This window comes from Fibrivirga algicola (assembly GCF_011742925.1).
GTDB classification, from domain to species: domain Bacteria; phylum Bacteroidota; class Bacteroidia; order Cytophagales; family Spirosomataceae; genus Fibrella; species Fibrella algicola.
In genome coordinates this window covers 593,034-618,260 of record NZ_WAEL01000002.1, presented here as the reverse complement: position 1 = coordinate 618,260, position 25,227 = coordinate 593,034, and the positions used below count along the sequence as shown (strand labels likewise).

At 53.9% G+C, this 25,227-nt stretch carries 12 protein-coding genes; all 12 read left to right on the top strand.

From position 1 onward, the window contains the following. Positions 1 to 20 precede the first annotated feature (20 nt). The 12 genes from F7231_RS07700 to F7231_RS07645 all read left to right on the top strand — a co-directional run bounded on the left by F7231_RS07700 (position 21) and on the right by F7231_RS07645 (position 25,115). The gene (locus F7231_RS07700; protein ID WP_166691476.1) at positions 21 to 1,550 is read left to right on the top strand and encodes an MBOAT family O-acyltransferase; all 1,530 of its coding nucleotides are present in this window, start codon (positions 21 to 23) and stop codon (positions 1,548 to 1,550) included. Between the two features lie 484 nt (positions 1,551 to 2,034). Further along, positions 2,035 to 4,152, top strand: a complete 2,118-nt coding sequence (locus tag F7231_RS07695; protein WP_166691475.1) for a fasciclin domain-containing protein — start codon at positions 2,035 to 2,037, stop codon at positions 4,150 to 4,152. Between the two features lie 52 nt (positions 4,153 to 4,204). Beyond that, on the top strand, positions 4,205 to 7,471 hold the full coding sequence (locus tag F7231_RS07690; protein WP_166691474.1) for a SusC/RagA family TonB-linked outer membrane protein: 3,267 nt from the start codon (positions 4,205 to 4,207) through the stop codon (positions 7,469 to 7,471). A gap of 124 nt (positions 7,472 to 7,595) precedes the next feature. Further along, entirely contained in the window at positions 7,596 to 9,065 is a 1,470-nt protein-coding gene (locus F7231_RS07685; RefSeq protein WP_166691473.1) for a RagB/SusD family nutrient uptake outer membrane protein, read from the top strand. A 44-nt stretch (positions 9,066 to 9,109) separates the two neighbouring features. Next, positions 9,110 to 10,765, top strand: coding sequence for a fasciclin domain-containing protein (locus tag F7231_RS07680; protein ID WP_166691472.1), 1,656 nt, complete (start codon positions 9,110 to 9,112; stop codon positions 10,763 to 10,765). 40 nt (positions 10,766 to 10,805) lie between these two features. Next, positions 10,806 to 12,242: a fasciclin domain-containing protein gene (locus F7231_RS07675; RefSeq protein WP_166691471.1), complete on the top strand. Its 1,437-nt coding sequence runs from the start codon at positions 10,806 to 10,808 to the stop codon at positions 12,240 to 12,242. A gap of 62 nt (positions 12,243 to 12,304) precedes the next feature. After that, on the top strand, positions 12,305 to 15,523 hold the full coding sequence (locus F7231_RS07670) for a SusC/RagA family TonB-linked outer membrane protein (RefSeq protein WP_166691470.1): 3,219 nt from the start codon (positions 12,305 to 12,307) through the stop codon (positions 15,521 to 15,523). Between the two features lie 19 nt (positions 15,524 to 15,542). Next, positions 15,543 to 17,312: a RagB/SusD family nutrient uptake outer membrane protein gene (locus tag F7231_RS07665; protein WP_085412094.1), complete on the top strand. Its 1,770-nt coding sequence runs from the start codon at positions 15,543 to 15,545 to the stop codon at positions 17,310 to 17,312. 59 nt (positions 17,313 to 17,371) lie between these two features. After that, positions 17,372 to 18,757, top strand: a complete 1,386-nt coding sequence (locus F7231_RS07660; protein WP_085412095.1) for a TolB-like translocation protein — start codon at positions 17,372 to 17,374, stop codon at positions 18,755 to 18,757. Positions 18,758 to 18,883: 126 nt separating this feature from the next. After that, positions 18,884 to 19,816 carry a glycoside hydrolase family 43 protein gene (locus tag F7231_RS07655; RefSeq protein ID WP_085415072.1) on the top strand — a complete coding sequence of 311 codons (933 nt, stop codon included), beginning with the start codon at positions 18,884 to 18,886 and terminating at the stop codon, positions 19,814 to 19,816. A gap of 79 nt (positions 19,817 to 19,895) precedes the next feature. After that, positions 19,896 to 23,591, top strand: a complete 3,696-nt coding sequence (locus F7231_RS07650; protein WP_166691469.1) for a DUF4450 domain-containing protein — start codon at positions 19,896 to 19,898, stop codon at positions 23,589 to 23,591. Between the two features lie 168 nt (positions 23,592 to 23,759). Next, positions 23,760 to 25,115, top strand: a complete 1,356-nt coding sequence (locus tag F7231_RS07645; RefSeq protein ID WP_085412097.1) for a glycoside hydrolase family 88/105 protein — start codon at positions 23,760 to 23,762, stop codon at positions 25,113 to 25,115. Positions 25,116 to 25,227: the final 112 nt, after the last annotated feature.

Here is a 25,227-nt window from a genome sequence, read left to right as displayed (position 1 = left end):
CGGCCCTATGCCCACCAACCATGCTCTTTAATTCGCTTCAGTTTCTTTTATTTTTTACAGCCGTAACGCTGACGTATTACAGCCTGCCGAAAGGGAATGGCCGTTGGTCGCTGCTGCTGATTGCCTCCTGCTATTTCTACGCGGTCTTTCAGCCGACTTACATTTTTATTCTTTTCCTGACCATCGTGATTGACTATATCGCGGGCATATGGCTGGAAAAAACCCCGGTTGGGCGGCGGCGTAAGTGGCTGTTGATCATTTCGTTGATTTCTAACGTTGGTATCCTGGCCTTTTTTAAATACCTCGGTTTTTTTACCGAAAACATTGCCTGGCTCTTTGATCAGCTGCACATGCCGGGCGCAGCGAAGCAGGTAACGTACCTGGCCAACCGGGTCTTTGTGAAAGTAATCGAGGTGTTTGGGCAAAGCGGCATTTCGTCGTTTAAAGACAATATGAGCATATTGCCGGTTGGCCTGTCGTTCCATACGTTTCAGGCTATGAGCTACACCATTGAGGTGTACCGGGGCAACCAGAAAGCCGAACGGCATTTTGGCATTTATGCGCTCTACGTTATGTTTTATCCGCAGTTGGTGGCAGGGCCAATTGAACGGCCGCAGAACGTGTTGCACCAGTTTCACGAGCACTTTGCCTACAATTTCGAGAACATCAAAGCTGGCCTGATGCGTATGGCGTTCGGCTTTTTTAAAAAGGTAGTTATTGCCGACAGGCTGGTGATGATGGCCGGGCCGGCCTTTAACGATCCCGATTCACACAATGGCCTGAGTCTGCTGGTCGCCACGTTCTTTTTCACTTTCCAGATTTACTGCGATTTCTCGGGTTACTCCGATATTGCCATTGGTGCAGCGCGGGTGATGGGGTTTAACCTTATGGAGAACTTCAAGGCGCCTTATCTGGCCAATTCCATCACTGAGTTCTGGCGGCGTTGGCACCTGTCACTGTCAACCTGGTTTCGCGATTACCTGTACATTCCACTGGGCGGTAATCGGAAAGGAGAATTTCGGCGAAACCTGAACCAGATGATTGTCTTTCTGGCAAGTGGACTCTGGCATGGGGCCAACTGGACGTACGTGATCTGGGGTGGCCTGCATGGCCTGTATCAGGTAGCCGCTGGTCTGCGTGATAAGTACTGGCCAGGCGGCATGGGGCGTCGGGCTGGGGGATTAACACTAGCGAGCATGCCTCGGGATGCTGGTGGCCGTATCTGGCATATCGGCAATGTCTTGATCACGTTTGTGCTGGTTATGCTGACCTGGGTGTTTTTCCGCGCCACCAGTGTCAGCTCCGCATTTCTGATTCTTAAAAAGATAGGTACGTTATCGGTGTCTGATCCAATTCAAACAACCATGAACGCGACCGAGATGTGGTTTAGTTTGGTCTTGATCGCGTTCCTGCTGATCAAAGAATCAAGGTATCTGACCATCCCAACAGGTAGTACGCCGCGCTTCTTTTTACTTATAGGTCTGATCTCCCTGATGACCTATTTCTTCGGCGTCTTTACGTCGAACCAATTCATCTACTTCCAATTCTAGGGCTCGATTCACCCCCTACCGAGTGAACTAGGCTGGCTATACTGTAGCTGGCCGGCTTCCGCTTGTTTACACATGAGCGGTGAACATATACCTATAAGCACAAGTGAAAATTTATTGCGCTTCTGCTACTGTCCATTGGTCAAATCAGGCCAAAATACAGTGTAGAGGGATTTTATAAGCTAATTAGAAATGATATTTTCTTTATAAAAAGTAGTAATAGCAGGTGGGAGCAGGGAGGTTGCGTTACTTCTGTCGAGTTAATTTGACATAAAAACCAGTATTAATTGTACGCCTTTACGCCTGACACACTGGTTCGTTTGGCTCAGAATAAGCAGGCGGGCCGGGTAACAGTATACTGGCCGATGGGTAAGGTTCCTTCCAAGTTTGACAGCATAATATGACGTACAGACCTATACTTTTCTTCTTCATCGTGATTTTGGGGGTAGCCGCTGTAAGCAGTTGTTCGAAAAAACAATTTGATGACGTGTATGCTCGTCCAGAGGGGCTGGCTCCGCCCATCTACCAGCAACTACAGAGTAAAGGCCGCTTCACCAATATGCTGGCGCTGATTGATAAAAGTGGCTATCAGCGAACACTGAGCAGCGCCGGTTACTGGACGCTCTTTGCACCCAATGATGAGGCATTTAAGGCGTATTATCAGAAAAATAACCTGAGCATAAGTCAAATAGACTCGGCTAAAGCGCGCGAGATCGTGCAGTACATGCTGGTCTACAACGCATTTGCCAAAGATCGCCTCGATGATTACCAGGGCCCTACAGGCTGGATACCTTCCCGGGCATTCCGGCGCCGAACTGCTCAGTATACCGGTTTCTACACCGATGAAACGCTAACCGGTTCGTCGGTAAAAGCGGTGGCGGCCAACCGAAACGGCAACTTCTATGTGAGCGCCGACAACAACAATAAGCACATTACCTATTTCACCGACGATTACTTCGGGCAGCGCGGCTTATCGGCCTACGATTACACTTATTTCTTCCCGGAGGCGACTTATTCGGGGTTCAATGTGATGAATGCCAAGGTATTGGAGAAAGACCTCTTTGCTGAGAATGGCATGATTCACGAAGTAGATAATGTCATCACCGCCCAGCCATCGCTGGACCAATACCTCCGTACGAAACCCGAATACAGCGAGTTCCGGAAACTGTACGAGAAGTACATGGTGAGTTTTGTGCCGAATGCGGAGGCGACTACTCGTTACCAGATTCTGACTGGTAAAAGCGATCAGGTGTTTGTGAAGGCCTATTCGAATATGTTGAGTTTCGCGCCCAACAACGAGAATTACTTCAAAAACGCAGATAATGACGCGCAACAGGAATGCTGGAGTCTGTTTGTGCCCACCAACGACGTGCTGATTCCATATATCAAAAATGTAATTCTGGAAAACTACACCTCGCTCGATGTATTGCCTCCGCAGATTATTGCCGATCTGTTGAACGCCCACATGTGGTCGGCGGCGGTGTGGCCCAGCAAGTTTAACAATACGTTCAACTCGTTTTCGGAAGAGGCTCGCTTTGACCCCGCCGCCAACGTAGTGGACAAAAAAGTGCTGAGCAACGGCCTGTTTTACGGCACAAACAAAGTACAGGCGGCCAACGTGTTCTCGACCGTTTATGCCCGGGCGTACCTCGATCCGAAATACTCGATCATGACCCGGCTACTCAACTCCGATCTTCGGCCAGTACTGCTCAATCCCAAAATCAAGTACACGGTGTTTATGCTGAGCGACGAAGCGCTCAGGGCCGCCGGATATGATTATGACGGATCTAAAAACGAGTGGTACTACACCGCCCCGGGAACAACTACACGCACGGTGGGAGAAGCCAACCGGAACCGCCTGCTGCGAATTGTAGCGAGCAGCGTTGTGGCTACCCCCGCCAGCGAACTGGATAATCTGGCAGGATCGGGCATCATTGACTCGTTTAACGGGGAATTCATCAAGTACGAAAACAACCAGGTGTATTCGTCAGGTACGGTAGCCAAGCCCCTGAAAATTGTAGGCTCGAAGCCATCAGTGAATGGTAAGGTCTACTACACCGACGGTATTCTAACCTTTACGGAACGAAATATCGGTCAAGACATTGAAGCGCTGGGAACGGCCACTACGTCGCCCTACAATCTGTTTTGGCAATACCTGAAAAATTCGCCGGCCTACAACGCAGCAACCGGCGAGATTGTGGGTACCGCCGCAGGTACGTTCTATACGGTACTGGTTCCCGATAATGCGGCCATTCAGGCGGCGGTGAATGCCGGTCTGCTGCCCGGTACAGGCACCGGGGCCGTTAAGACCCCCAACTTCGCCCCCACGTTGCCGGCCCAGATCGACCAGGTGACCAACTTCATCTATTACCACATCTTCAACAAGAAGACGGTGGTGCCCAACGGAAAAGAATCGGGTAATGCCGAGACGCTGCTGAAAAACAACGTGGGCGATGCCGTATTCGTCACGGTACTGAACACCCCAGGAGCAATGCAACTGATCGACAATGTGGGCCGAAAAGCCAACGTGATCGTGCCCAGAAGCAACAACCTCTCGAATCGCACGGTGATTCACCTGATCGACAACTACTTAAAGGCTCAGTAGCCACACGCATAACCGGCTTCCATACTGTTGCACAGTTTACTTTCTTAAACGGATGAACTCATTTCTACAAGTACTAGTCATAGCGGGTATGTTGCTCAATGGCCTGAGCGCGGCGGCGCAGACCCCGGCTACAGCCAACTCGGTGCGCGGTAAAATTAAAGACGCCAAAGACAGTACCGGGCTGGTTGGCGTTACGGTGGCCGAACTCGACAAAGACAACCGGATTGTGAAAGGCGTGACGTCTGATATCGACGGTAACTACGTCATTCGGATGGCCAATGAGAACAACACCCTCGCTTTTTCGAGCATTGGCTACAAAAACGTTCGTATTCCGGTGCGTGGTCGGCGTGTGGTGAATACCTACATGGAATCGTCGGCTAATGAAATGAATGAGGTGGTTGTCAGGGCTGCACAAACCGACAACGGACTACTCTCGGTGTCGGAACGCAACTCAACACTTGCCGTGTCGAAGATTGACGCCAAGGCACTGGAAGAAATGCAGGGTACATCGATCGACCAGATGCTACAGGGCCGGTTATCGGGGGTTGATATCGCGGCTAATTCGGGTGACCCCGGCGCGGGTATGCAAATCCGGATTCGGGGTACGTCGTCAATCAACTCATCGGTCGATCCCCTGATTGTGGTTGATGGAATGCCCTATGAAACGCAGATTCCGTCGGACTTCAACTTCGGTGCAGCCGATGAACTGGGCTACGCACAACTGTTGAACATCGCGCCGTCGGACATTAAGACGATCAGTATCCTGAAAGATGCCGCTGCTACTGCTCTGTGGGGATCGCGGGCGGCAAGTGGGGTAGTGGTGATCACAACGAAGCGTGGGAACGTTGGTAAGCCAGTAATTACGTACACCTTCAAAGGGTCGGTTTCGCAGCAGCCCAATGCCATTCCCATGCTGTCGGGCGATCAGTATTCGTCGCTGATTCCTGAAGAGTATATGAACCGCAACGGGTTGCCCCTGAATACCCAACAAGTAAAAGAATTTCAGTATGACCCGAATGACCCGTACTGGTTCAACAACTACAGCAACAACACTAACTGGATCGACCGGATTACGCAGATCGGTAACTCGCTCGACCATAACCTGGCCATCAGCGGCGGGGGCGAAAAAGCACGTTACTATGCGTCACTGGGTTATTTCTCGCAACAGGGAACAACCATCGGTACGGGCTTAGACCGGATCAATACCCGGATTAACCTCGATTATAACGTATCGAACCGGATTCGCTTCCGGACTGATTTGGCCTTTACGCACTCGAGCAACGACCGTAACTACGTAAACGCTACTGCCACGCAGGATTTGTTGCGGAGCATCGCCTACACGAAGATGCCCAACATGAGCGTGTACGAGTACAATGAGTTTGGGGTACTGACGCCCAACTATTTCTCGCCGCTCAACAACATTCAGGGGCAGTATCCGGCTACGTATAACCCGGTGGCTATGGCCAACAGTGCCAAGAACACCATTACAACTGACCGGATCATCCCGCACTTTCAGTTGCAATACGACCTGAAACCAAACGTCTGGATGCTGGCCGTTGATGTGCAGTTCGATATTAATAATACCAAGAGCCAGACGTTCCTGCCTCAGATTGCCACCGGTCAGCGGTACACTAGTTCGGCGGTGAACCAGGCCTACGATGGGGATGCCGATGTGTTTGGTGTCATTACGAAGTCATCGCTGCTCTACACACCACAGTTCACCAATGCCGATCACCAGTTTTCGAGCTTGTGGGTGTTGAATACGGCTGACAATAAGAGTATTACGCAGCAGGCGTCGATTCCGAACACGCCCTCTGACTTGCTACAAGACGTATCAAATACGGGTCGGCAAACGGCCTCGTCAATCGCCTCGTCGATATATGAAACCCGCACGGTCGGTCTTCTTTGGAACGTTCATTACGGATACAAAGGCAAATACAATTTCGACGTCGGTGTTCGGGGTGACGGTAACTCGCGTTTTGGTCCGGCTTACCGCTACGGCGTATTTCCGTCGATATCGGGTAAGTGGACAATCTCTGATGAGCCCTGGATGCAACGGTTCAACAAATACCTGGACTTTCTGGGGTTACGGGCCAGCTACGGTCAAACGGGTAATGCGCCGCGAAACGACTACACGTTCTTTGGCACTTACACAACCTTGCCGTGGTCTTACCTGGGCTCGCCTGCTATCGTGCCATCCAGCATGGAACTGCAAAACCTACGCTGGGAAACCCTGATTGGTCAGAATTTCGGTCTGAACCTGATCATGCTGAAGCGGCGAATCACACTCGATGCCGAACTGTACAAGAACCGGACAAATAATCTGTTCTTCCGGGGGCTGCAAATTCCGTCGTACACTGGCTTCAACAACGTCGACATGAACGTGGGTACGTTGGATAACCAGGGCTGGGAAATCAACCTCGGCATCACGCCGTACAAGACAAAGAATATTACGATCGACCTCAACATGAACGTCGCCCGTAACATCAACGTCATCCGCGAAATCTCTGATCTCTACCCGCGGGAGGCCGGTAATATCACCGCCAACGGACAGTACAAATCGTATATCCAGGAGAACAACCCATTTGGTTCGTTCTATGGCTTCCGCTACAAAGGTGTTTATAAAGACGAATCAGCAACGGTAGCACGCGGTCGGAATGGTGAACCCATCATCACCCCCGATGGACAGGGCGTCCGGATGCGTTTCAACTACCCCGCCACCGATTATATTTTCCAGCCGGGCGATGCCATGTACGAAGACATCAACCACGACGGCAACATAAACTACCAGGATATCGTCTACCTAGGCAACAGTAACCCCGCCTTTACCGGTGGGTTCGGAGGAAGCATCGGCTGGCGTGATCGACTTAAGCTGACAGCGTTCTTCAACTTCCGGTCCGATTACGACATTGTGAATGGAACCCGCATGTCGACCACGGCCATGTATTCGTATGACAACCAGAGCACCGAGGTGTTGTCGAGATGGCGTCAGCCGGGCGACGTGACCAACGTACCCAGAGCGTTGTTTGGGGCGGGCTACAACTGGCTGGGCTCTAGCCGTTACGTAGAAGATGCCTCGTTCCTGCGGTTCAGAACGGTGACCCTGCGCTACACCTTTGCCAAAAGCGTGCTCGATAAGCTGCGGTTGAAGGCCCTGAGCGGCTACCTGACCGTGGAGAACCTGTATACCTGGAGCAACTATAAGGGCCAAAACCCCGAGGTGAGCCTGCGAGGAAACGACCCCTTCCGGATTGCGATCGACTACTCGATGACGCCGCCTGCCAAAACGGTTACGCTGGGTCTCACCGCTTCATTTTAACACGACATTACGCTGGTAGCCCTCGGGTGATTGGTTGCCTCAAAAAAGAGTGACCATAACCACTCGGATTCGGCGTCGCCTAACCAACGTAATGACAATCAATGGCTTCTGAACATACTGAGTGATGGTAAAGAAATTAATCTATAGCGTATCGGCCCTGTTGCTGCTTCTCCTGCCGACGTCGTGCAATACGTACCTGGATCTGCGCCCGCAGGATGGCATCACCAAAGATGAATTTTGGCGCACAAAAGAGCAGGTGCAGGCTGCCGTTACGGGCTGTTACGCTGGTATGCTCAACGGCCTGCCCGAGACGCTCTTTCTCTGGGGTGAACTACGGGCCGACATGATCACGTCGACGTTTTTGACCCGGCCTGATGAAACGGATATGATCAACGTCAACCTGCTGCCCAGCAACGGTATTGCCAACTGGCGCAGTGTGTACCAGATCATTAACTACTGCAACACCGTTATCCAGTTTGCGCCTACCGTTCTCGAGAGCGACAAGACGTACACGCAGGAAGCATTGAACGTGAATTTGGCGGAGGCCAAAGCCCTTCGGGCGTTACTTTACTTTTACCTGGCCCGCACCTTTGGCGACGTACCCCTGAAGCTGGACGCTACGTTCTCAGATAACCAGATTACGCCCATTCCTAAGAGTACGAAAGACGAGATACTGGCACAGGTGGTCAAAGACCTGACTGAAGCCGAGCCGAATGCACCGCTGACCTATGGCGATGTTGCTTCAAATAAGGGGCGTGTCACTCGCTACATGGTAAATGCTCTTCAGGCTGATGTAGCCCTCTGGATGGAGAAATACGATGAGGCGCTGGCTGCCTGCAACAAGATCACCAGCAGCGCCAAATTTGGTCTGATCCAGGGCAACGCCTTCCATAACCAAGTATTCGTGCAGGGTAATTCAAATGAAGGAATCTTCGAATTACAGTACGATCGACAGCGCATCAATGGCTTCTACGGTATGTTCGTTGCGCCTCGCCGGTTCCAGGCCAGTTCGTATGTGATCGATGATGTATACACGCAGGACTTCCAGGATGATACTAAGAAGGACCTTCGCGGCGATGAATCGGCGGTACGGGCTACGGATGGCACCATCTGGAAGTACGTAAGCCTGAACGGAACCACCCTGCGCGTGATCAACGAATCGTATGCGCACTGGATCGTGTATCGCTATGCCGACGTGTTGCTCATGAAGGCCGAGGCACTGGCTATGCTGAAACGTGGACCGGAAGCCCTCGCCATTGTGCAGCAAATTCGCGACCGGGCGCAGGCGCTGGTAGGTACGCTCAAAACACCCGATCCGGCCGATACAGAGTCGGTGATGGACTACATTCTCGAAGAACGTGCCCGTGAGCTGGCCTTCGAAGGCAAGCGCTGGTACGATGTGCTGCGGCACACTAAACGGAATAATTACAAGCGCCTCGACATCCTGCTCGACATGGTAGCGCGGAGCGTTCCGCCCGACAGACAGCAGTCGGCAATTGCCAAATACAAGGACTACAACAGTCATTACCTGCCCATTTTTCAGTACGAGTTACAGACGAATAAGCTGCTGGTTCAGAATCCCTTCTACAAGTAGTCAGTTGGTTTTGAATAAACAGAACTTTTCCGATCAAGAAAGCCATGAAAAAGTTTAGTAATTCCATACTGCTCACGCTCGTCATCCTGCTGCCGCTGGTGTACCTGATTGGGTGCCGTGAGCAGGACTTCGTGCAGACCACCACGAGCGATGCGAACATGTTTAGCTACCTGAAAACGCGCCCTGAGAGCTTTTCAGAGTTTACGGCGATCCTCGATAAGGCCGGCTATGAAGGCTTTCTCGACGCGTATGGCGCATACACCATGTTTGTGCCAACCAACGCGGGTGTGCAGTCATACATGAAGGCGCTGAACAAGACCGCCGCGACCCTGACAAAGGAAGAAGCGCAGGACATTGCCAAGATTCACATCATTCGGGATACGCTGACTACCAAGTCGTTTAAAGACGGGAAGCTACCCCTCGTGACCATGTATGGGCAGTACCTGTTGGGCGGTGTGTCATTTACCAACGGCACGTCAAACTATAGCCTGAACCGGCAGGCACTGGTGCTGGAAACAAACATCACTACCAGCAACGGTATTCTGCACGTGATCGACAACGTGTTGAAACCAGCCACGCTGACGCTGGCGGCGACGCTGGAAAAAGACCCGGCATACTCGATCTTCACCGAAGCCATTAAACAAACCGGCTATTACGACTCGCTGAACATCGTAAATGCCGACCCCGACAGGCGGTGGACTACCGTTTTGGCCGAATCGAATACCGCCCTGGGCAAAGCTGGCTTTACCTCGTTTGAGGCCCTGAAGAAACGGTATTCGAACACGGGAAACCCCCGCAGCAAAACCGATAGCCTGAACCTGTACGTAGCCTACCACATGCTGCCCGGGGCCAAGTACCTGGCCGATATCATTACGTCGCAGTCGCACGTGACCAAAGTGCCGCTTGAGGTGGTGACCTCGAAGCTGGAAGATCAGGTTGTATTGATCAATGATGATGAGTTCAATGGCGTTCGCGAGCCAGGCGTAGTGCTGGACCGGGCACTGAGCGACAACGCGGCGACCAACGGCGTTATCCACAGTGCCACGGGTCATTTTGTGTCTAAAGTTCGGAAGCCAACGCCTGTATACTGGGATGTGGCTGACTTCCCGGAGATCCGTAAACTGCCCGCCTACTTTGGCAAGCGGAGCTATGATTTCGTGTACGGTTCGGTGAAAGACATCAACTGGGAGCGTTCGAACTTCAACTTATCGTATATCTACACGACCGCCTCCAACTTCTCGGTGTACCGGAATGATTACCTGATGATCCCGTTGGGCGGTCCAAACCGGAGCGTGTGGGTTGACCTGAAAACACCGATGCTGGTGAAGGGTCGTTACAAAGTGTGGGTGTGCTACCGGTTTCAGAAGCAAAGCGGTGGGTCGGTCAACATCTGCCAGGGTAGCGTAGATGGCGAAATGCTCCCCCGTCCAATGGCCTTTACCGACACCGCACCGGCGGGCTCAGAAGGCGAGCTGGAGGCGTTGGGCTGGAAGCTGTATAGCGACCCCGGTACTGACCGGAACCTGCCTGGTCGACTGTTGGGGATCATCGATATAAAAACCACTGACCGCCACATGTTCCGCCTGACCAATATTTCGGGTACACAGAATAACAATAACCTCGACATGGTGCACTTCATCCCGATTGACATGCCCCAGACAAGGCCACGCTTCAACCGGAATGGCACGCTTGTTCCCTAATTCGTTCGGCAACCCGGCTTCATTCATTTTTCTTTCTGCAATGAAAAAACAGTATTCATTCCTGCTGATTGTCCTGCTGGGCATCTGTATAGCGGCCTGTAAGCAATGGGACGATCGGATCACCGTGGCAGATAACGCATTGGCCAGAACCCTGTACAGCGAAATCAACGCACAGCCCGAACTGAGCAAATTCAGCGAATTATTGGTCAAGAGTGGCTACGATAAGCTGATCAGCGCGTCGAAAAATTATACGGTCTGGGCTCCAACCAACAAAGCCTTGGAAACCGTCGACCTGGCCTCGCTGAGTGATACTACGGCGCTAAAGTCGTTTGTGGGCAATCACATTGCGTTACAAACGTACCCCCTGCCCGGTGCCACACAGGAAGTGCGGGTGCAGATGTTGAACGGCAAATACGTAACCTTTACCAATGGCCGCATGGGCGAGTCGACGGTGGTAAACGCCAACAGGTACGTGGCAAATGGGGTATTGCACACACTCGATAAAGCCTCGGCAGTACTGCCAAACCTGATGAGCTTTGTCAACTCATCGAAAGAGACATACGTGCAGAATAAGGTGCTGGGAGCACTTTCATATCTGGTACTTAATCCGGAGAAAGCGATTGTCGACAGCATCAGCGCCACAACAGGTCGGCCTGTGTATCGGCCGGGAACGGGCATCGAGCAGAAAAACAAGTTTACCGACCTGGTGTATAACCTCGCCGATGAGTCAAAGCAGTTTACATACATTTTGCTGACAAACGACGCGTTTGCCACAGAAGTAACCAAGCTGTCGCCCTACTTTAAAACGAGCACCGCCGACAGTACCTACAACCTGGCCAGCTACCAGGTGTTGAAAGACCTGGCGGTAGAAGGCCTGTACACGGTCGATAAGCTGCCCGCCGTACTGAAATCAAAATTTGGCGTCGATGTACCACTCGACAAAACAGCGCTGGTTCGTACTGTCAACCTGAGCAACGGCATCGCCTATGTGTTCAGCAAGGCCGATGTGAAGCCAGCGGTGAAGCTGCAGCCCATTGTTGTACAAGGCGAAAATTACGTGTCGCAGCTGCAAAACGTAGGGTCGACGGTGATCGCCATCCGGGAAAAACTAAGCCCCGTTACCGGTCAGACTTTCCGCGACTTGTCGGTTATTGCCCATGGTGTGAGCGGTTTCTGGGTACGTTATCGGGTGCCCGAAGTGCCCGCTATGAAGTACAAGGTGTACTGGGTTGCCCTGAATGATCAGACCCGAAATTACCGGACCAATACGTTGCCGATCGTGGTGAGCCAGCGACTTGCCATGGGGAGCCTAACGTCTACGACATTCGCCAACATCGCCGTACCGAACGATAACTACTCGGAAGTGCTGCTGGGCGAATACACCACAACGTCGTTTGGCGCGCTTGATATGTACCTCATTGCCAGTGGTACTAATAGCATGGCGCTGGATTACATCAAGCTGGTTCCTGTACTTTAAACTCGTTATGATCTGTCGATCAGGTGCGTATCCCCGACAGCTACTTATTAGATATACCGTCGATGCAACATTTTATACAATCAACTCAGGCAGTTTACCGGGCAGGCCGATTGGTGCTGGGCGTAGCTGGGCTGGTGCTCGTCTCGCTAGTGAGCAACGGCCAGGACGGAGCCGAATACGTAACCGTAGTGGCTGCCAAGGCACCACCGAAACTGAGTGCGCAGATTAGCGGGGTGATTACCGATGCCGCTACCAAAAAGCCACTGACCGGTGCCCGGGTATTCTATAAAAACCTGACAACCTCAATTACCGGCGACGACGGACGGTTTACCTTGGCTGTACCCAGCGCAAATGTGTCGGTAGGCGTCGAAATCGCCGGGTATCAAAGCCGCGAGGTGGCTATCGACGGACGGAAAACACTGAACGTTGCCCTCAACGAAGGCGATCGGCCGTCGCTGTTCAACCCGCTGGTGCTGGCCAATCACGTTGTGCCCGCCAACCGGCTAACCAATGCTGCCGCCACCGCCGATATGTCTGATATCTGGACGCGATACAATGAAACACCCGATTCGTATCTACAGGGAAAAATTGCCGGACTGAACAGCATCCGCGGGTCGGGTATGGGCAATGCGCGGGCAAACCTGTTGTTGCGCGGCTACACGTCACTTTCGGCCACAAACCAGCCGCTGATCATTGTCGATAATATGGTTTACGACAATGGTACCTACGGCAGCTCGCTGACAAACAATTATGCAGAAAACCCGCTTGCCAACATCGACATCCGCGATATCAGCAACATTACAGTCTTGAAAGATGCTGCCGTGACGGCGCAGTACGGGACAAAGGCAGCCAATGGTGTAATCGTGATTACTACCTCGCGGGCCAGGGATCTGGGTACCCGAATTGATCTGGCGATGAACGGAGGGATGAACCTGGCACCAACCTCATTGCCTCTTCTGAATGCATCGGATTACCGGACGTACCTGGGTAATGTGCTGAGTTCAGGTGGTGTATCGACGGAAGCACTTCAGGCGCTGCCGTATTTCAATGATGCGATCAACTCAGGTACGTATTACCAATACCACAACACTACCGACTGGCAGAAGAAACTCTTCACCAACAGCCTGTCGAACAACATGTATCTGAAGGTGACAGGCGGCGACAACATTGCCAAGTACGCCCTGTCGATGAACTACCTGACCAACAATACGGCTTTGGCGCAGTCGAACGTGAGCAAGTACAGCACGCGCTTCAATGCTGATTTGAACCTGAGCAATCGGTTGAAAGGCGTTGCCAACATGAGCTTCTCCTACAATGAAGCGAACGTGAAAGACATGGGCTTTGCGCCTAAAACAAACCCAGTTTTCCTGTCGCTGGTGAAGGCCCCGTTTTTAAGCGACTACGAAATTTCGCCGACTGGGATTGCCTCACCTGACTATGCCGATGAAGACATTTTCAAAGTGGGCAATCCAACGGTTGTCAGCCAATTGATGCAGGCCAGCAACCGGGCCTATCGGTTCGTTGGTGGGCTGGGTCTCCAGTACAATGTGGCACCGGGTCTGGAACTGGGAGCCAACGTGTCGGTGATTTTCGATAAGATCAAAGAGAACCGCTTCGTGCCGCGTCGGGGTATACTGAGCGATACGCTAAGCAACGCGATCGCCCAGAACCAGTTGGGTTCGCAGACGAAGCGACTATTCAATTTTAACACGGAAGCCTACGCGTCGTACGCGAAAACGATCAATTACCGGCACGAATTCTCTACCCGCGTTGGGGTTCGTTTCCTGAACAGCAAGGTAGAACAGGATCGTATTTTGGGTTACAACTCAGCAACCGACGAGCTCATCAGTGCGGGTAACGGCGTTTCCTTACTTAATAACCTGGGTGGTGGTCTCGGCGAATACAACTGGCTGAACACGTACCTGACTATGAACTACGCGTTTGCCGACAAATATTTCCTGACGCTCAGTGCTGCCCTCGACGGTTCATCGCGGTTCGGGAAGCAGGTGGCTACGGAGTCGATCAAGATCGGTGGCATGCCGTTCGCACTGATGCCCGCCGTATCGGCGGCCTGGCAGATTTCATCAGAGCGGTTCATGGCCAATTCACCGTTCGATCTGCTGAAACTGCGGGCGTCGTACGGCCGGGTAGGCAATGACGATATTGGCAACTACGGATCGCGGCAATACTATGTAGGGCAAAACCTACTGGGTATTCAGGGCCTGATTCGAAGCAATATTGCCAATCCGGCTTTGAAGTGGGAGACCGTTACAAAGGCAAATCTTGGCCTGGATATGGCCCTGCTAAACGACCGGGTAAGCCTGAGCCTCGACGTGTTCCGGAACAAAACCACCGATATGCTCATCCTGGAGACGACGCCAACCGTGGCGGGGATCTCAACGATGCTGCGCAATGGAGGTGGCATGACAACCAGTGGAGTAGAGGCTACCCTGAATGTGAAACTGTTGAATCGGCCGAACCTGAAATGGGATTTGGGTATGAACATTGGCCGCGCGGTGTCGGTCATTGACCAGCTTCCCGACGGTAACCTGATCAATACGTTTGGACCGGCCACATACCTGACCAGCACTGGTCAGGCTCCCAACGCCTTCTACGGGTATGTGGCGCAGGGTGTGTTTGCTACCGATGCGCAGGCAACCGCCGCCGGGTTGCAGACACGGCTGAAAGATGGTTCATTGCGGCCCTTCCGGGGTGGTGATGTTCAATTCGTGGATCTGGACAACAACAAGATCATTGACGAAAAAGACCGGCAGATCATTGGAAAACCGACCCCCGATTTCTTCGGCGGCATCAATAACCACATCGGCTTTGGCAATCTGTCGGTAGAGGCGCTGGTCACGTTTGTGTCGGGCAATAGCCTGTACAATTACACCCGCAATGTGCTGGAGTCAGTGTCGGGAACTAACAACCAGTCGCAGGCTACGCTGAATCGCTGGCGCGGCGACGGGCAGGTGACCGACGTACCCAGAGCTACCCTTGGCGACCCGCTGGGCAACGCCCGCTTCTCGAACCGCTGGATTGAAGATGGCTCATACATCCGGCTTCGGAGTGTATCGGTGGCTTACAACTTCCCGATCAACCGGACGCTGCTGAAATACCTGACACTTTACGCCAGCGCCAGTAACCTGCTGACCTTTACCAAGTACCTGGGTTATGACCCGGAGTTTAACGCCACCAACAGCCTGTTTGGCCAGGGGGTCGATAATACACTCGAACCCATTCAGAAGTCTGTTCAGATCGGTGTCAAGTTTGGTCTATAATCTCTTTGCCGCTACTGCTATGAAATTACTAGTTAAGAAAAAGATAGGTATTGCCGGGCTGGTTACGTGCCTGCTTGCCGGGGTGTCGGCCTGTACCAACCTGATTGATGTAGACCCTAAAGATGCGCTTTCGTCTGAGCAGGTTTACCGCAATGTGTTCGATGCCGATGCTGCCGTACTGGGTGTGTACGGTAAATTCATGACCCTGGCCAAGCAGTATGTGGTGTTGAACGAATTAAGGGCCGACTTGATGGACGTAACGGCGGGAGCCGACGAACAACTGCGCCAGATCAATAACCACGACGTGGTGGCGGGTAATGCCTATGCCGACCCACGGCCTTACTACGAAGTGATCCTGAATTGCAACGACATCCTGAAGAACTTCAAGATCATGTTGCAGCAGAACAAGATGCGCGTTGACGAATACAACCAGCGCGCCGCCGACATTACGGCCCTGCGGAGCTGGGTGTACTTGCAGTTGGGAATTCACTTTGGCTCTGTTCCGTACGTAACCGAGGCCTACGAGAATGTGACCGACCTGGCTGCTGTGTCTTCGGTACCTAAAATGGAACTGACCGCGCTGATAAAGGAACTGATCACCACGATGGAGGCTATTCCGTCGGTGTATCGCGAGCCATACACGTCGAATACATCGATCGTTGCCGCCCCGGTTGACGGCTACCCGCTGAACAAGTTTTTCATCAACAAGCACGTTTTGCTGGGTGATCTGTATCTCTGGGATAATCAGTATCTGAAAGCCGCCCAGACCTACAAACTGGTGATGGAAACGGCGGCCCGGACAGGCGTTGATCCCAACTCAGAAGCGTTCTACGCCACCTATAAGATCCATTATGCCGGCACCAACAACAACGATTTCTCGGTCGGTTATCTGGACGGTGTGAGCAGTATAAACCGATTGGCCGATGCCAATACCCTTGGTTGGCGGTCGATGTTTGCCCGTCGAAGCACCGAAAACTGGTTCAACTATGAGTGGATCTGGTTTATGCCGTTCGACAAGAACTTCAAACCAGAGAACCCCTTTGTTGATCTGTTTTCGAACATCAACGGTCGGTATCAGTTGGCTCCGGCGCAGCAGGCCATTGATTTGTGGAACAGCCAGAAACAGACCAACAACTTCCCCTTCGATGCCCGCGGTCGCCTGACCTATAAAACGGTAGCCGGTAGCCCGGTGATCATGAAGTACCTCTACAACTACCTCGATCCAAACACGGGCTTGCCGATCGGGGCTACGTTGCAGGAGAAAAACGGCAACTGGTTTCTGTACCGGGCCGCCACGCTGCACCTGCGTTTTGCTGAAGCTGCCAACCGGAATGGTCGCCGCAAACTGGCGTATGCGCTGCTGAACAACGGTATCTCAACCACCTTCGATTCAGATCCCGTTGGCCGCGACGAAACATTCCAACAGTCGACCTTCGATGTGGCGCCCTATGATTTCTTCGCCCGGAACGGTGACGTACCCCTATTCCGTGATCCGTGGTATCGTAACAACGGTATCCGGGGCCGGGCCAACCTGCAGAACGTACCTGTTGTAGGTGATAGCACCGTATCGATCGAGAATTCGCTGATCGAAGAGTCGGCCCTGGAGCTGGCTTACGAAGGGCAGCGCTGGCCCGATCTGGTTCGGGTGGCCCTGCGCCGCAACGACCCTGCTTTCCTGGCCGACAAGGTGTATCAGAAGCTGAGAAAAGCAAATAACCCTAACGCCGAGGCCGTGCGTACAAAGCTGATGGACAAGAACAACTGGTTCCTGCCCTTTAAAATGAAGTAACGTTTTTGTTTCGCGCTATAGGTTGCTTTCGCCAGGCCCTTCGAAACCTACGATTATAAATGAAAATCAGGACGATTGCCTCGATCACGCTGCTTCTGGCAGGAATAGCAGCCCAGGCGCAGATCGGCACGCGCTTCCCTTCGGAGCGTAAGGTCATAAAAGACCCTATTACCGGTACGCCGCTGACGTTTCTGACCAGTAAACCTACTGGTGATTCGAAGATTTACCAGACACACCGGCAATGGACCGCCGACGGGAAATGGCTCATCTACCGCTCGAACCGGGTGAAGAACGAAGCAATTGCAGTCAATGAAAAGACGGGCGAGCAGGTGCAGGTGACTGAAGGCGGTTATGTTGGCATGCTCAACATCGCCGCCAAGTCGATGAAGCTGTACTTTATGCGCAATCCCGTCCGGAACCCGGAACGGAGAGGAGAGCCCGGTCAGAACGCGTCATTGCAAATTGTTGAGGTTGACCTCGCCAAATTATTTTCTGACAGTGAAGCGGGCAAACTACAGCCCGAAACGGCCTATCAGCGTGTATGCGGCACTACCCCTCCCGAGTTAGGTGCCGGTGGCGATATGGCGCTCGATGCTGATGAAGAATGGGTGTATTTCCGGGTTGGCAAGACCGAAGCCACGAAGCACCTGGCCGCCAATACCAAAATTGAAGGTTCGTTTGGCCCCCGAAAAATGGGTGCTGGTCCGGCGGGGTTGGCGGGCATGAACGTAAAAACGGGCGAAGTGAAATACATCGTCTCGGTTCCGTTTCAGGTGGGCCATATTCAGACGAACCCATTTGTGCCGGGCGAGATCGTATTCTGCTGGGAAACCGGTGGCAAATCGCCCCAACGTACCTGGACCGTCCGCGCTAACGGCACCGGATTGCGCCCGCTCTACCCCGAATCAGACTACGAATGGGTAACCCACGAAGCCGTTATCAGCCGCGATGAGGTAGCGATTGCGATCATGGGCCACCGGAAAGTAGCCATGACCACGGCGGCATTAGTTAGTCAGACCGACAAAGCCGCTACTACTCCCGACGTGCAAAACCCCGGTCAGGAAGCCGATTGGGGCCCATCGGGAACGCGCGAGAAACCAACCGGGCTGGGTATTGTGAACCTACGCACCCGGGAGATGACCATTGCCGGTCAAACACCCAGCGGCAGTGGCCTCTGGCACGTACACGGTTCGTCAGACGGACGCTGGGCCGTGGGTGACGACTTCGCCCGCAATATCTACCTGATCGACCGCCACACCCGTGAAATGATCTTACTGTCGGCAGGCCATAAAACCACCGCCGCCGACCACCCGCACCCCACCTTCAGTCCCGACGGTACCCGCATCCAGATTCAGTCAGCCATGCTCTCCGACGACAACAAGTCGATGAACATCTGCATCATCCCCGTGCCCACTGCTTGGTTGAAGCGGACGTATAAAGATTAATTGCGTTGATCAGCAGGGTTAGGTCACGCATTGCTGCTTCGCGCTGTAGGTCTTTCGCCAGGCTTGGCGCGAAGCAGCACAATGAAAGGCAACCCAACGCGTCAGCACAACCCCAATTACCCCAACATGAAAAACCTGTTACTTGCTTTTTGCTTATCGATTACCGCTGCCTGGAGCCAATCGACACCAAAAGAGCCCTACCTGTTTTCATATTTTAAAGACAATGGACAGGACGGGCTTCACCTGGCCTACAGCCTCGACGGCTACAGTTGGAAAGCCCTGAACAACGACAAGTCGCTGCTGACGCCCGTAATTGGCAACGCCAAACTGATGCGCGATCCCTGCATTATTCAGGGACCCGACAAAACCTACCACATGGTCTGGACGGTAAGCTGGAACGATAAAGGCATTGGGTACGCCAGTTCGAAAGACCTCATCAATTGGTCGGAGCAGCAGTTCGTGCCGGTGATGGCGCATGAGCCAACGGCGTTGAACTGCTGGGCACCCGAAATCAATTACGACCCGGCCACCAAATCATACATGATTTATTGGGCTACCACGATTCCCGGTCGGTTCCCGCAGTCGGAAGGGTCGGGCGATGAGAAGTACAACCACCGCATGTACTGCGTGACTACGAAGGATTTTAAGACGTTCAGCAATACCAAACTGCTGTACGACAAGGGCTTTAACGTGATCGACGCAACAATCATTCGGGATAAGAAAGAGAACGTGATGTTCCTGAAAGACGAGACAAAAACCCCGCCTCAGAAGAACATCCGTATTGCCCGAAGCAACACGCTCACGGGTGGCTACTCAGCGCCAACTGCTCCCATTACCGGCGATTACTGGGCAGAGGGTCCCACCGTCGCTAAAATCGATAACGTCTGGGTGGTTTATTTCGACAAATACACCAAACACACGATGGGTGCCGTGCAATCGACCGACCTGGTGAACTGGACCGATATTTCTGATAAGATCAGTTTCCCGCAAGGCACCCGCCACGGCACCGCCTTCCGTGTGCCGATGGATGTTTTAACTAAGTTGCTGGAATTGAAGTAAATGCGTGCTGGTTTGGGCCCAGCGTAAGCAATACGCAGAGTAGTCTACTACAATGCGAAGCAACACAGCCCCCCGCCCCATGACAAACCATATTCCCCGTATTCTCTTTGGGTTGTTCGCGCTGGTACAACCGGCTTATTCGCAGGAACTGTACCCGGTTAAACTGTCGGCTAACCTGTGGCACAACCAGCAGCGTGAACTGCGGTACCGACCGGAGGGAACGGATTTTGTCATTACCAACGGCAATCGCTTGTTCACCCGCGCTATATACGGCACCAATACGGCGTTCCGAATCGAAGCGGGCGACCGACCGGAATTTGCCTTGTACATGCCCGGCATGGGCGGCACGTTGAAACTGGGGCTAGCGGCAGATGGGCAGAGCAAGTGGCTCACCGACGCGCGAACAATCACCGCCCGTTATCGGCCTGGTGCCATGCTGTACACGATCACTGATCCGTTGCTGGGTGGCGGGCAGTGCGAACTGACGATACAGGCGTTGGCCAATGGCGAAGGGTTTGTGCTGAAAACACGCTTTCAGAACGTACCCGGATCGGTGGAGTTAATCTGGGCGTTTGGCGGGGCAACCGGCAAGAAATTTTCGCGCGATGGCGACATGGGGCCCGACCCGGAATCGAGCTTTTACCTCAAGCCCGAGAACTGTAAAGACAACAGCTATGCCATTAGCTCAGGTACGTTCTCGCTGACCTACGGCACCGGCCAGACAGTGGGCCCCGATGGTCGTTATTTCGTGGAAGATGCCAAGCAACCGGCTAAACCCGCCAAAGAGCAACGCCTGTTGGGTACGTTCCCGCCCGCATCGATCCTGAAAGTTGGCGATGCCACGAAGCTGACATCGCCGCTGGCGTTGGAACAGTCGTCGCCCGAAAAGGCGCCCGTGTTGGTTGGTAAGCTGACCGTCACGCCGGATACCGACACGTACCTAACCATCTATAATCCTGCCACGAAAGCAGCTATCAACTACGCCGACGTACCCGGTGTGTTTCGGGAGGCCGAAGCGAAGCGGGCGCAACTGGCTAGGCGCGTCGTGGTGAATACGCCTGATCCGTACATCAACACCATCGGCGGGGCGTTGGCCATTGCGTCTGACGCTATCTGGGAATCGCCGTCCTACATGCACGGTGCCATTGGCTGGCGTATGCGGCTGAACGGCTGGCGCGGCCCCTACACCGCCGACCCGCTCGGCTGGCACGATCGCGCCCGAACCCATTTGTCGGCCTACGCGGAGTCGCAAGTGACGAGTCCAGTGGCGGGGCCAATTGTAGCTGATACCACAATGCACCTGTCGCGAAGCACCGAGAAACTGGGTACCGGGATGTTTTCGAGTGGCTACATCAGCCGTGACCCGAACGGGAAGAACCCACGGGCGCACCATTACGACATGAACCTGGTCTACATCGACGCACTGCTCCGCCATTACCAGTGGACCGGTGATCTGGCGTTTGTACGCGAAACCTGGCCCGTGCTGAAACGGCACCTTGCCTGGGAAACCCGGAATTTCGATCCCGATGGCGATGGCCTGTACGATGCTTATGCCGCCATTTGGGCCAGCGATGCGCTGCAATACAGTGGGGGAGGGGTGACGCACACGTCTGCCTACAACTGTCTGGCGTATAAGAAAGCGGCCGAAATTGCCTTGCTGCTGGGTGAAGACCCGCTTCCGTACCGGCGCGAATCGGACAAGATCAGAAAGGCGATGAACGCGCTGTTGTGGTTGCCTGCGAAGGGAACGTACGGCGAGTATAAAGACCTGCTTGGCAACCGACTCGTACACCCCGCCGCTGCCATCTGGACCATCTACCACAGCCTCGACTCCGACGTACCCGACGCCTTTCAGGCCTGGCAAAGCGTGCGTTACATCGACACCGAGATTCCGCACATTCCCGTTCGGGCCGCTGGCCTCGACGACGGTAATTACTATACGATTTCGACCACCAACTGGATGCCCTACACTTGGTCGCTGAACAACGTGGCGCTGGGCGAATCGATGCACGCGGCACTGGCCAACTGGCAGGCGGGCCGGACTGATGAAGCGTTTACCCTCTTCAAGAGTGAAGTACTGGCGTCGATGTACATGGGTGGAAGCCCCGGCAATATCGTTCAGATTTCGCACTACGACGCCACCCGTGGCGAGGCCTACCGCGATTTTGCCGACCCGATCGGCATGTTCTCGCGGGCCTTGGTCGAAGGGCTGTTTGGTATCGTGCCCGATGCTTTGAACAAGACGCTGACGATTCGCCCTGGCCTGCCCGCCGCCTGGAACTATGCCTCGATCAGCCTACCCGACCTGAGCTTCGATTTCAAGCGGGAAAACCGGACGGATACGTACCTGCTGCGGCCTAATTTCCCGACGAAACTCAACCTGAAACTCCAGGTCATTGCGCAGGGGCAGGTGAAGCGAATCACCATCAACGGCCAACCGGTTGCCTGGACCAACGTGTCGGCGTCGGTTGGAAAGCCGGTGATTGAGATCGCTGCGCCATCGGCCGCCGAGTACCGGATCGAACTGATCTGGGACGGAGCCAAACCCGTACTACCCGCGCCGGGGCGGATATACGCAATGGGCAGCACGCTATCCGCTCGCTTCGCTGGAGCGCAAGGTAGCGGAGTAAGGGTAGTCACAACGAAAGACCCGCAACAGGCACTGAGCGACATCAAAAGCACGGCACAGGGCATCGCGGCGAAGATCAAGGCTGCACCGGGTACGTACACGGCTTTTCTACAGGTTCAGCAGGGTGCGTTGACCTGGTGGATGCCGCTCTGCTTCCGGGTCGACAAACCAGTGACGGTAGTGCCCAACGAAGCCGAGGTCAGTAGCCCGACGTTTCGCTTGCAGAACAACACCGGCGCGGTTACTCAGGCAGCTGTAACGGTCAACGGTTTCAAGACAACACTAAACGTACCTGCCAACAGTCCATCAGACGCCATTACCGTTCCCCAAAGCGACCTGCTGCCTGGCACCAACAGCGTATCGATCCGACTTCCCAACGGTACTACCGTAACCGAACGCCTGATTGACTGGACGGCCAAAACGGATAAAAAGCTGGAAAACATCGACCTGTCGCACTACCATAACGACCGGGTGACGCAGATTTTCCGGAACAAATACCTCTCGCCTCGTCCGCAAGTGACCACGCTGCAACTGCCCTGGCAGGGGACCGGCGACTGGCCACATCCGCTCGAAATGCACGAAATAGACGATAGTGGATTACGGAAACTGGCGGGCGCAGAAAACCGAATCGTACTGCCGCAGGGGATTCCGTTCAGCACGCCCGGCAGCGCTGGCACGAAGAATATTCTGTTCACCTCGCAGTGGGACAATTACCCTCGTCAGCAAACGATTCCGCTCAGCGGAAAATCGTCGCACGCCTGGCTGCTGATGGCGGGTTCGACCAACCCCATGCAAAGCCAGTTCACCAACGGCGCGGTGGTGGTCACCTACACGGACGGCAGCACAGACAGCCTGACCTTGCGCAACCCCGAAACGTGGTGGCCGATCGAAAAAGAGTATTACACCGATGGTTTCGCTTTCTCCCTAAAACAGCCCCGCCCGATCCGCGTCCACCTGAAAACGGGTGCGATCGTTTCCGGCGAGGAATCGAAACAGAAATTCAATGGCCGATCAATAGCCGGTGGTGCCGCCACGGTGCTTGATCTGCCGCTAAATCCATCGAAAATGCTAAAAAGCCTTACGCTGAAAACTATTGCTAACGATGTCGTGATCGGCCTGATGAGCCTAACGCTGGCCAGAGAATAATCCAATAGCAGGAGACCGCAGGATGCTGTACTTCGCATTGATTTTGATCTTTCGGAGTGAATCGGCGGGTCGTCCGGCTACTGTAGAGACGCAAGATTTTGCTGCACTGACGGACCGGTCTCTACACGGGCGTCAGCAACACACCCACGTATTCCAATTACCCCAACCATGAAACAAACCTTCCTCTTCATAACCGCTCTCGCCTTAGCCAGCGTAACCGTAAATGCCCAGAACGCGCCCAAAGCCAACGATTCAACCACGCCGCTCCACCTGCTAAAACCCGATTACCCGGTTCCGTATGGTCAGCCCAAGGTAGAAGACGTAACGAAGGTGCTCGACCGGGTGTACACGTACCTGGACACCACCACGCCCGCCGAATTGGTGGACAAAGCAACTGGGAAAGCGATCACTGATCTGGGTACGTTCAACCCAAACGCGATCATCAAGCCCGGCGATTACCGGCTAACCAGCTACGAATGGGGCGTTACCTACGCCGGTATGCTGCTGGCCAGTGAAGCCACCGGTGACCCGCGCTACGCCGAATACACGAACAAACGACTGGCGTTTCTGGTCGGTATAACGCCGTATTTCAATAATCAGGTAGCCACAGATCCGACCGCCAACACACCGCTCCGGCCCATGCTGGCCCCCCACGCCCTTGATGATGCCGGGGCTATGGCGGCGGCGATGATCAAGTCGGCCCGGACGGGGAAAGTCAAAACTGATTTCCGGCCGCAGATTGATACGTACCTGAATTACATCATTAAGAAAGAGCACCGTCTGGCTGATGGTACGCTGGCTCGCAACCGACCGCAGCCCAACACGCTCTGGCTCGACGATCTGTTCATGAGCGTACCCGCGCTGGCGCAGATGGGTAAGCTGACGGGTGAGAAAAAGTATTACGACGAGGCCGTAAAGCAGGTGCTGCAATTCTCGAAGCGGATGTTCAACAAGGAGAAGGGCCTGTATATGCACGGCTGGGTCGAGGGCATGAGCGTTCACCCCGAGTTTCACTGGGCACGCGCCAACGGCTGGGGCCTGATGACCAACGTTGAACTGCTCGACGTGCTGCCCGAAAACCATCCCGGTCGCCCGGCGTTGCTTGAATTGCTGCGCGCTCACGTTCGCGGATTGGCCGCCTGCCAGTCGGGATCAGGTTTCTGGCACCAACTGCTCGATCGGAGTGATTCGTACCTGGAAACATCAGCCACGGCCATCTACACCTACTCCATCGCCCGTGCTATCAACCGCGGCTGGATCGATCCACTGGCGTATGCGCCCATGACCTTGCTTGGCTGGAACGCCGTATCGACCAAAGTAACCAACGGCGGTCAGGTGGAAGGAACCTGCGTCGGTACCGGTATGGGCTTCGATCCGGCATTTTACTACCATCGCCCCATCAACATCTACGCCGCCCACAGCTACGGCCCGGTACTGCTGGCCGGTGCCGAAGTGATTAACCTGCTCAAGAAAAAGACATTCGAAATCAACGACAGCTCGCTGCAACTAACGGAGAAGCGGTAAGAAGTGATTGTATTCTTTGTCATCCCGACGACAGGAGGGATCTTCGAGCACAGGCGTTATCACTAGCTACATAAGATCCCTCCTGTCGTCGGGATGACAAAAAGCATACATA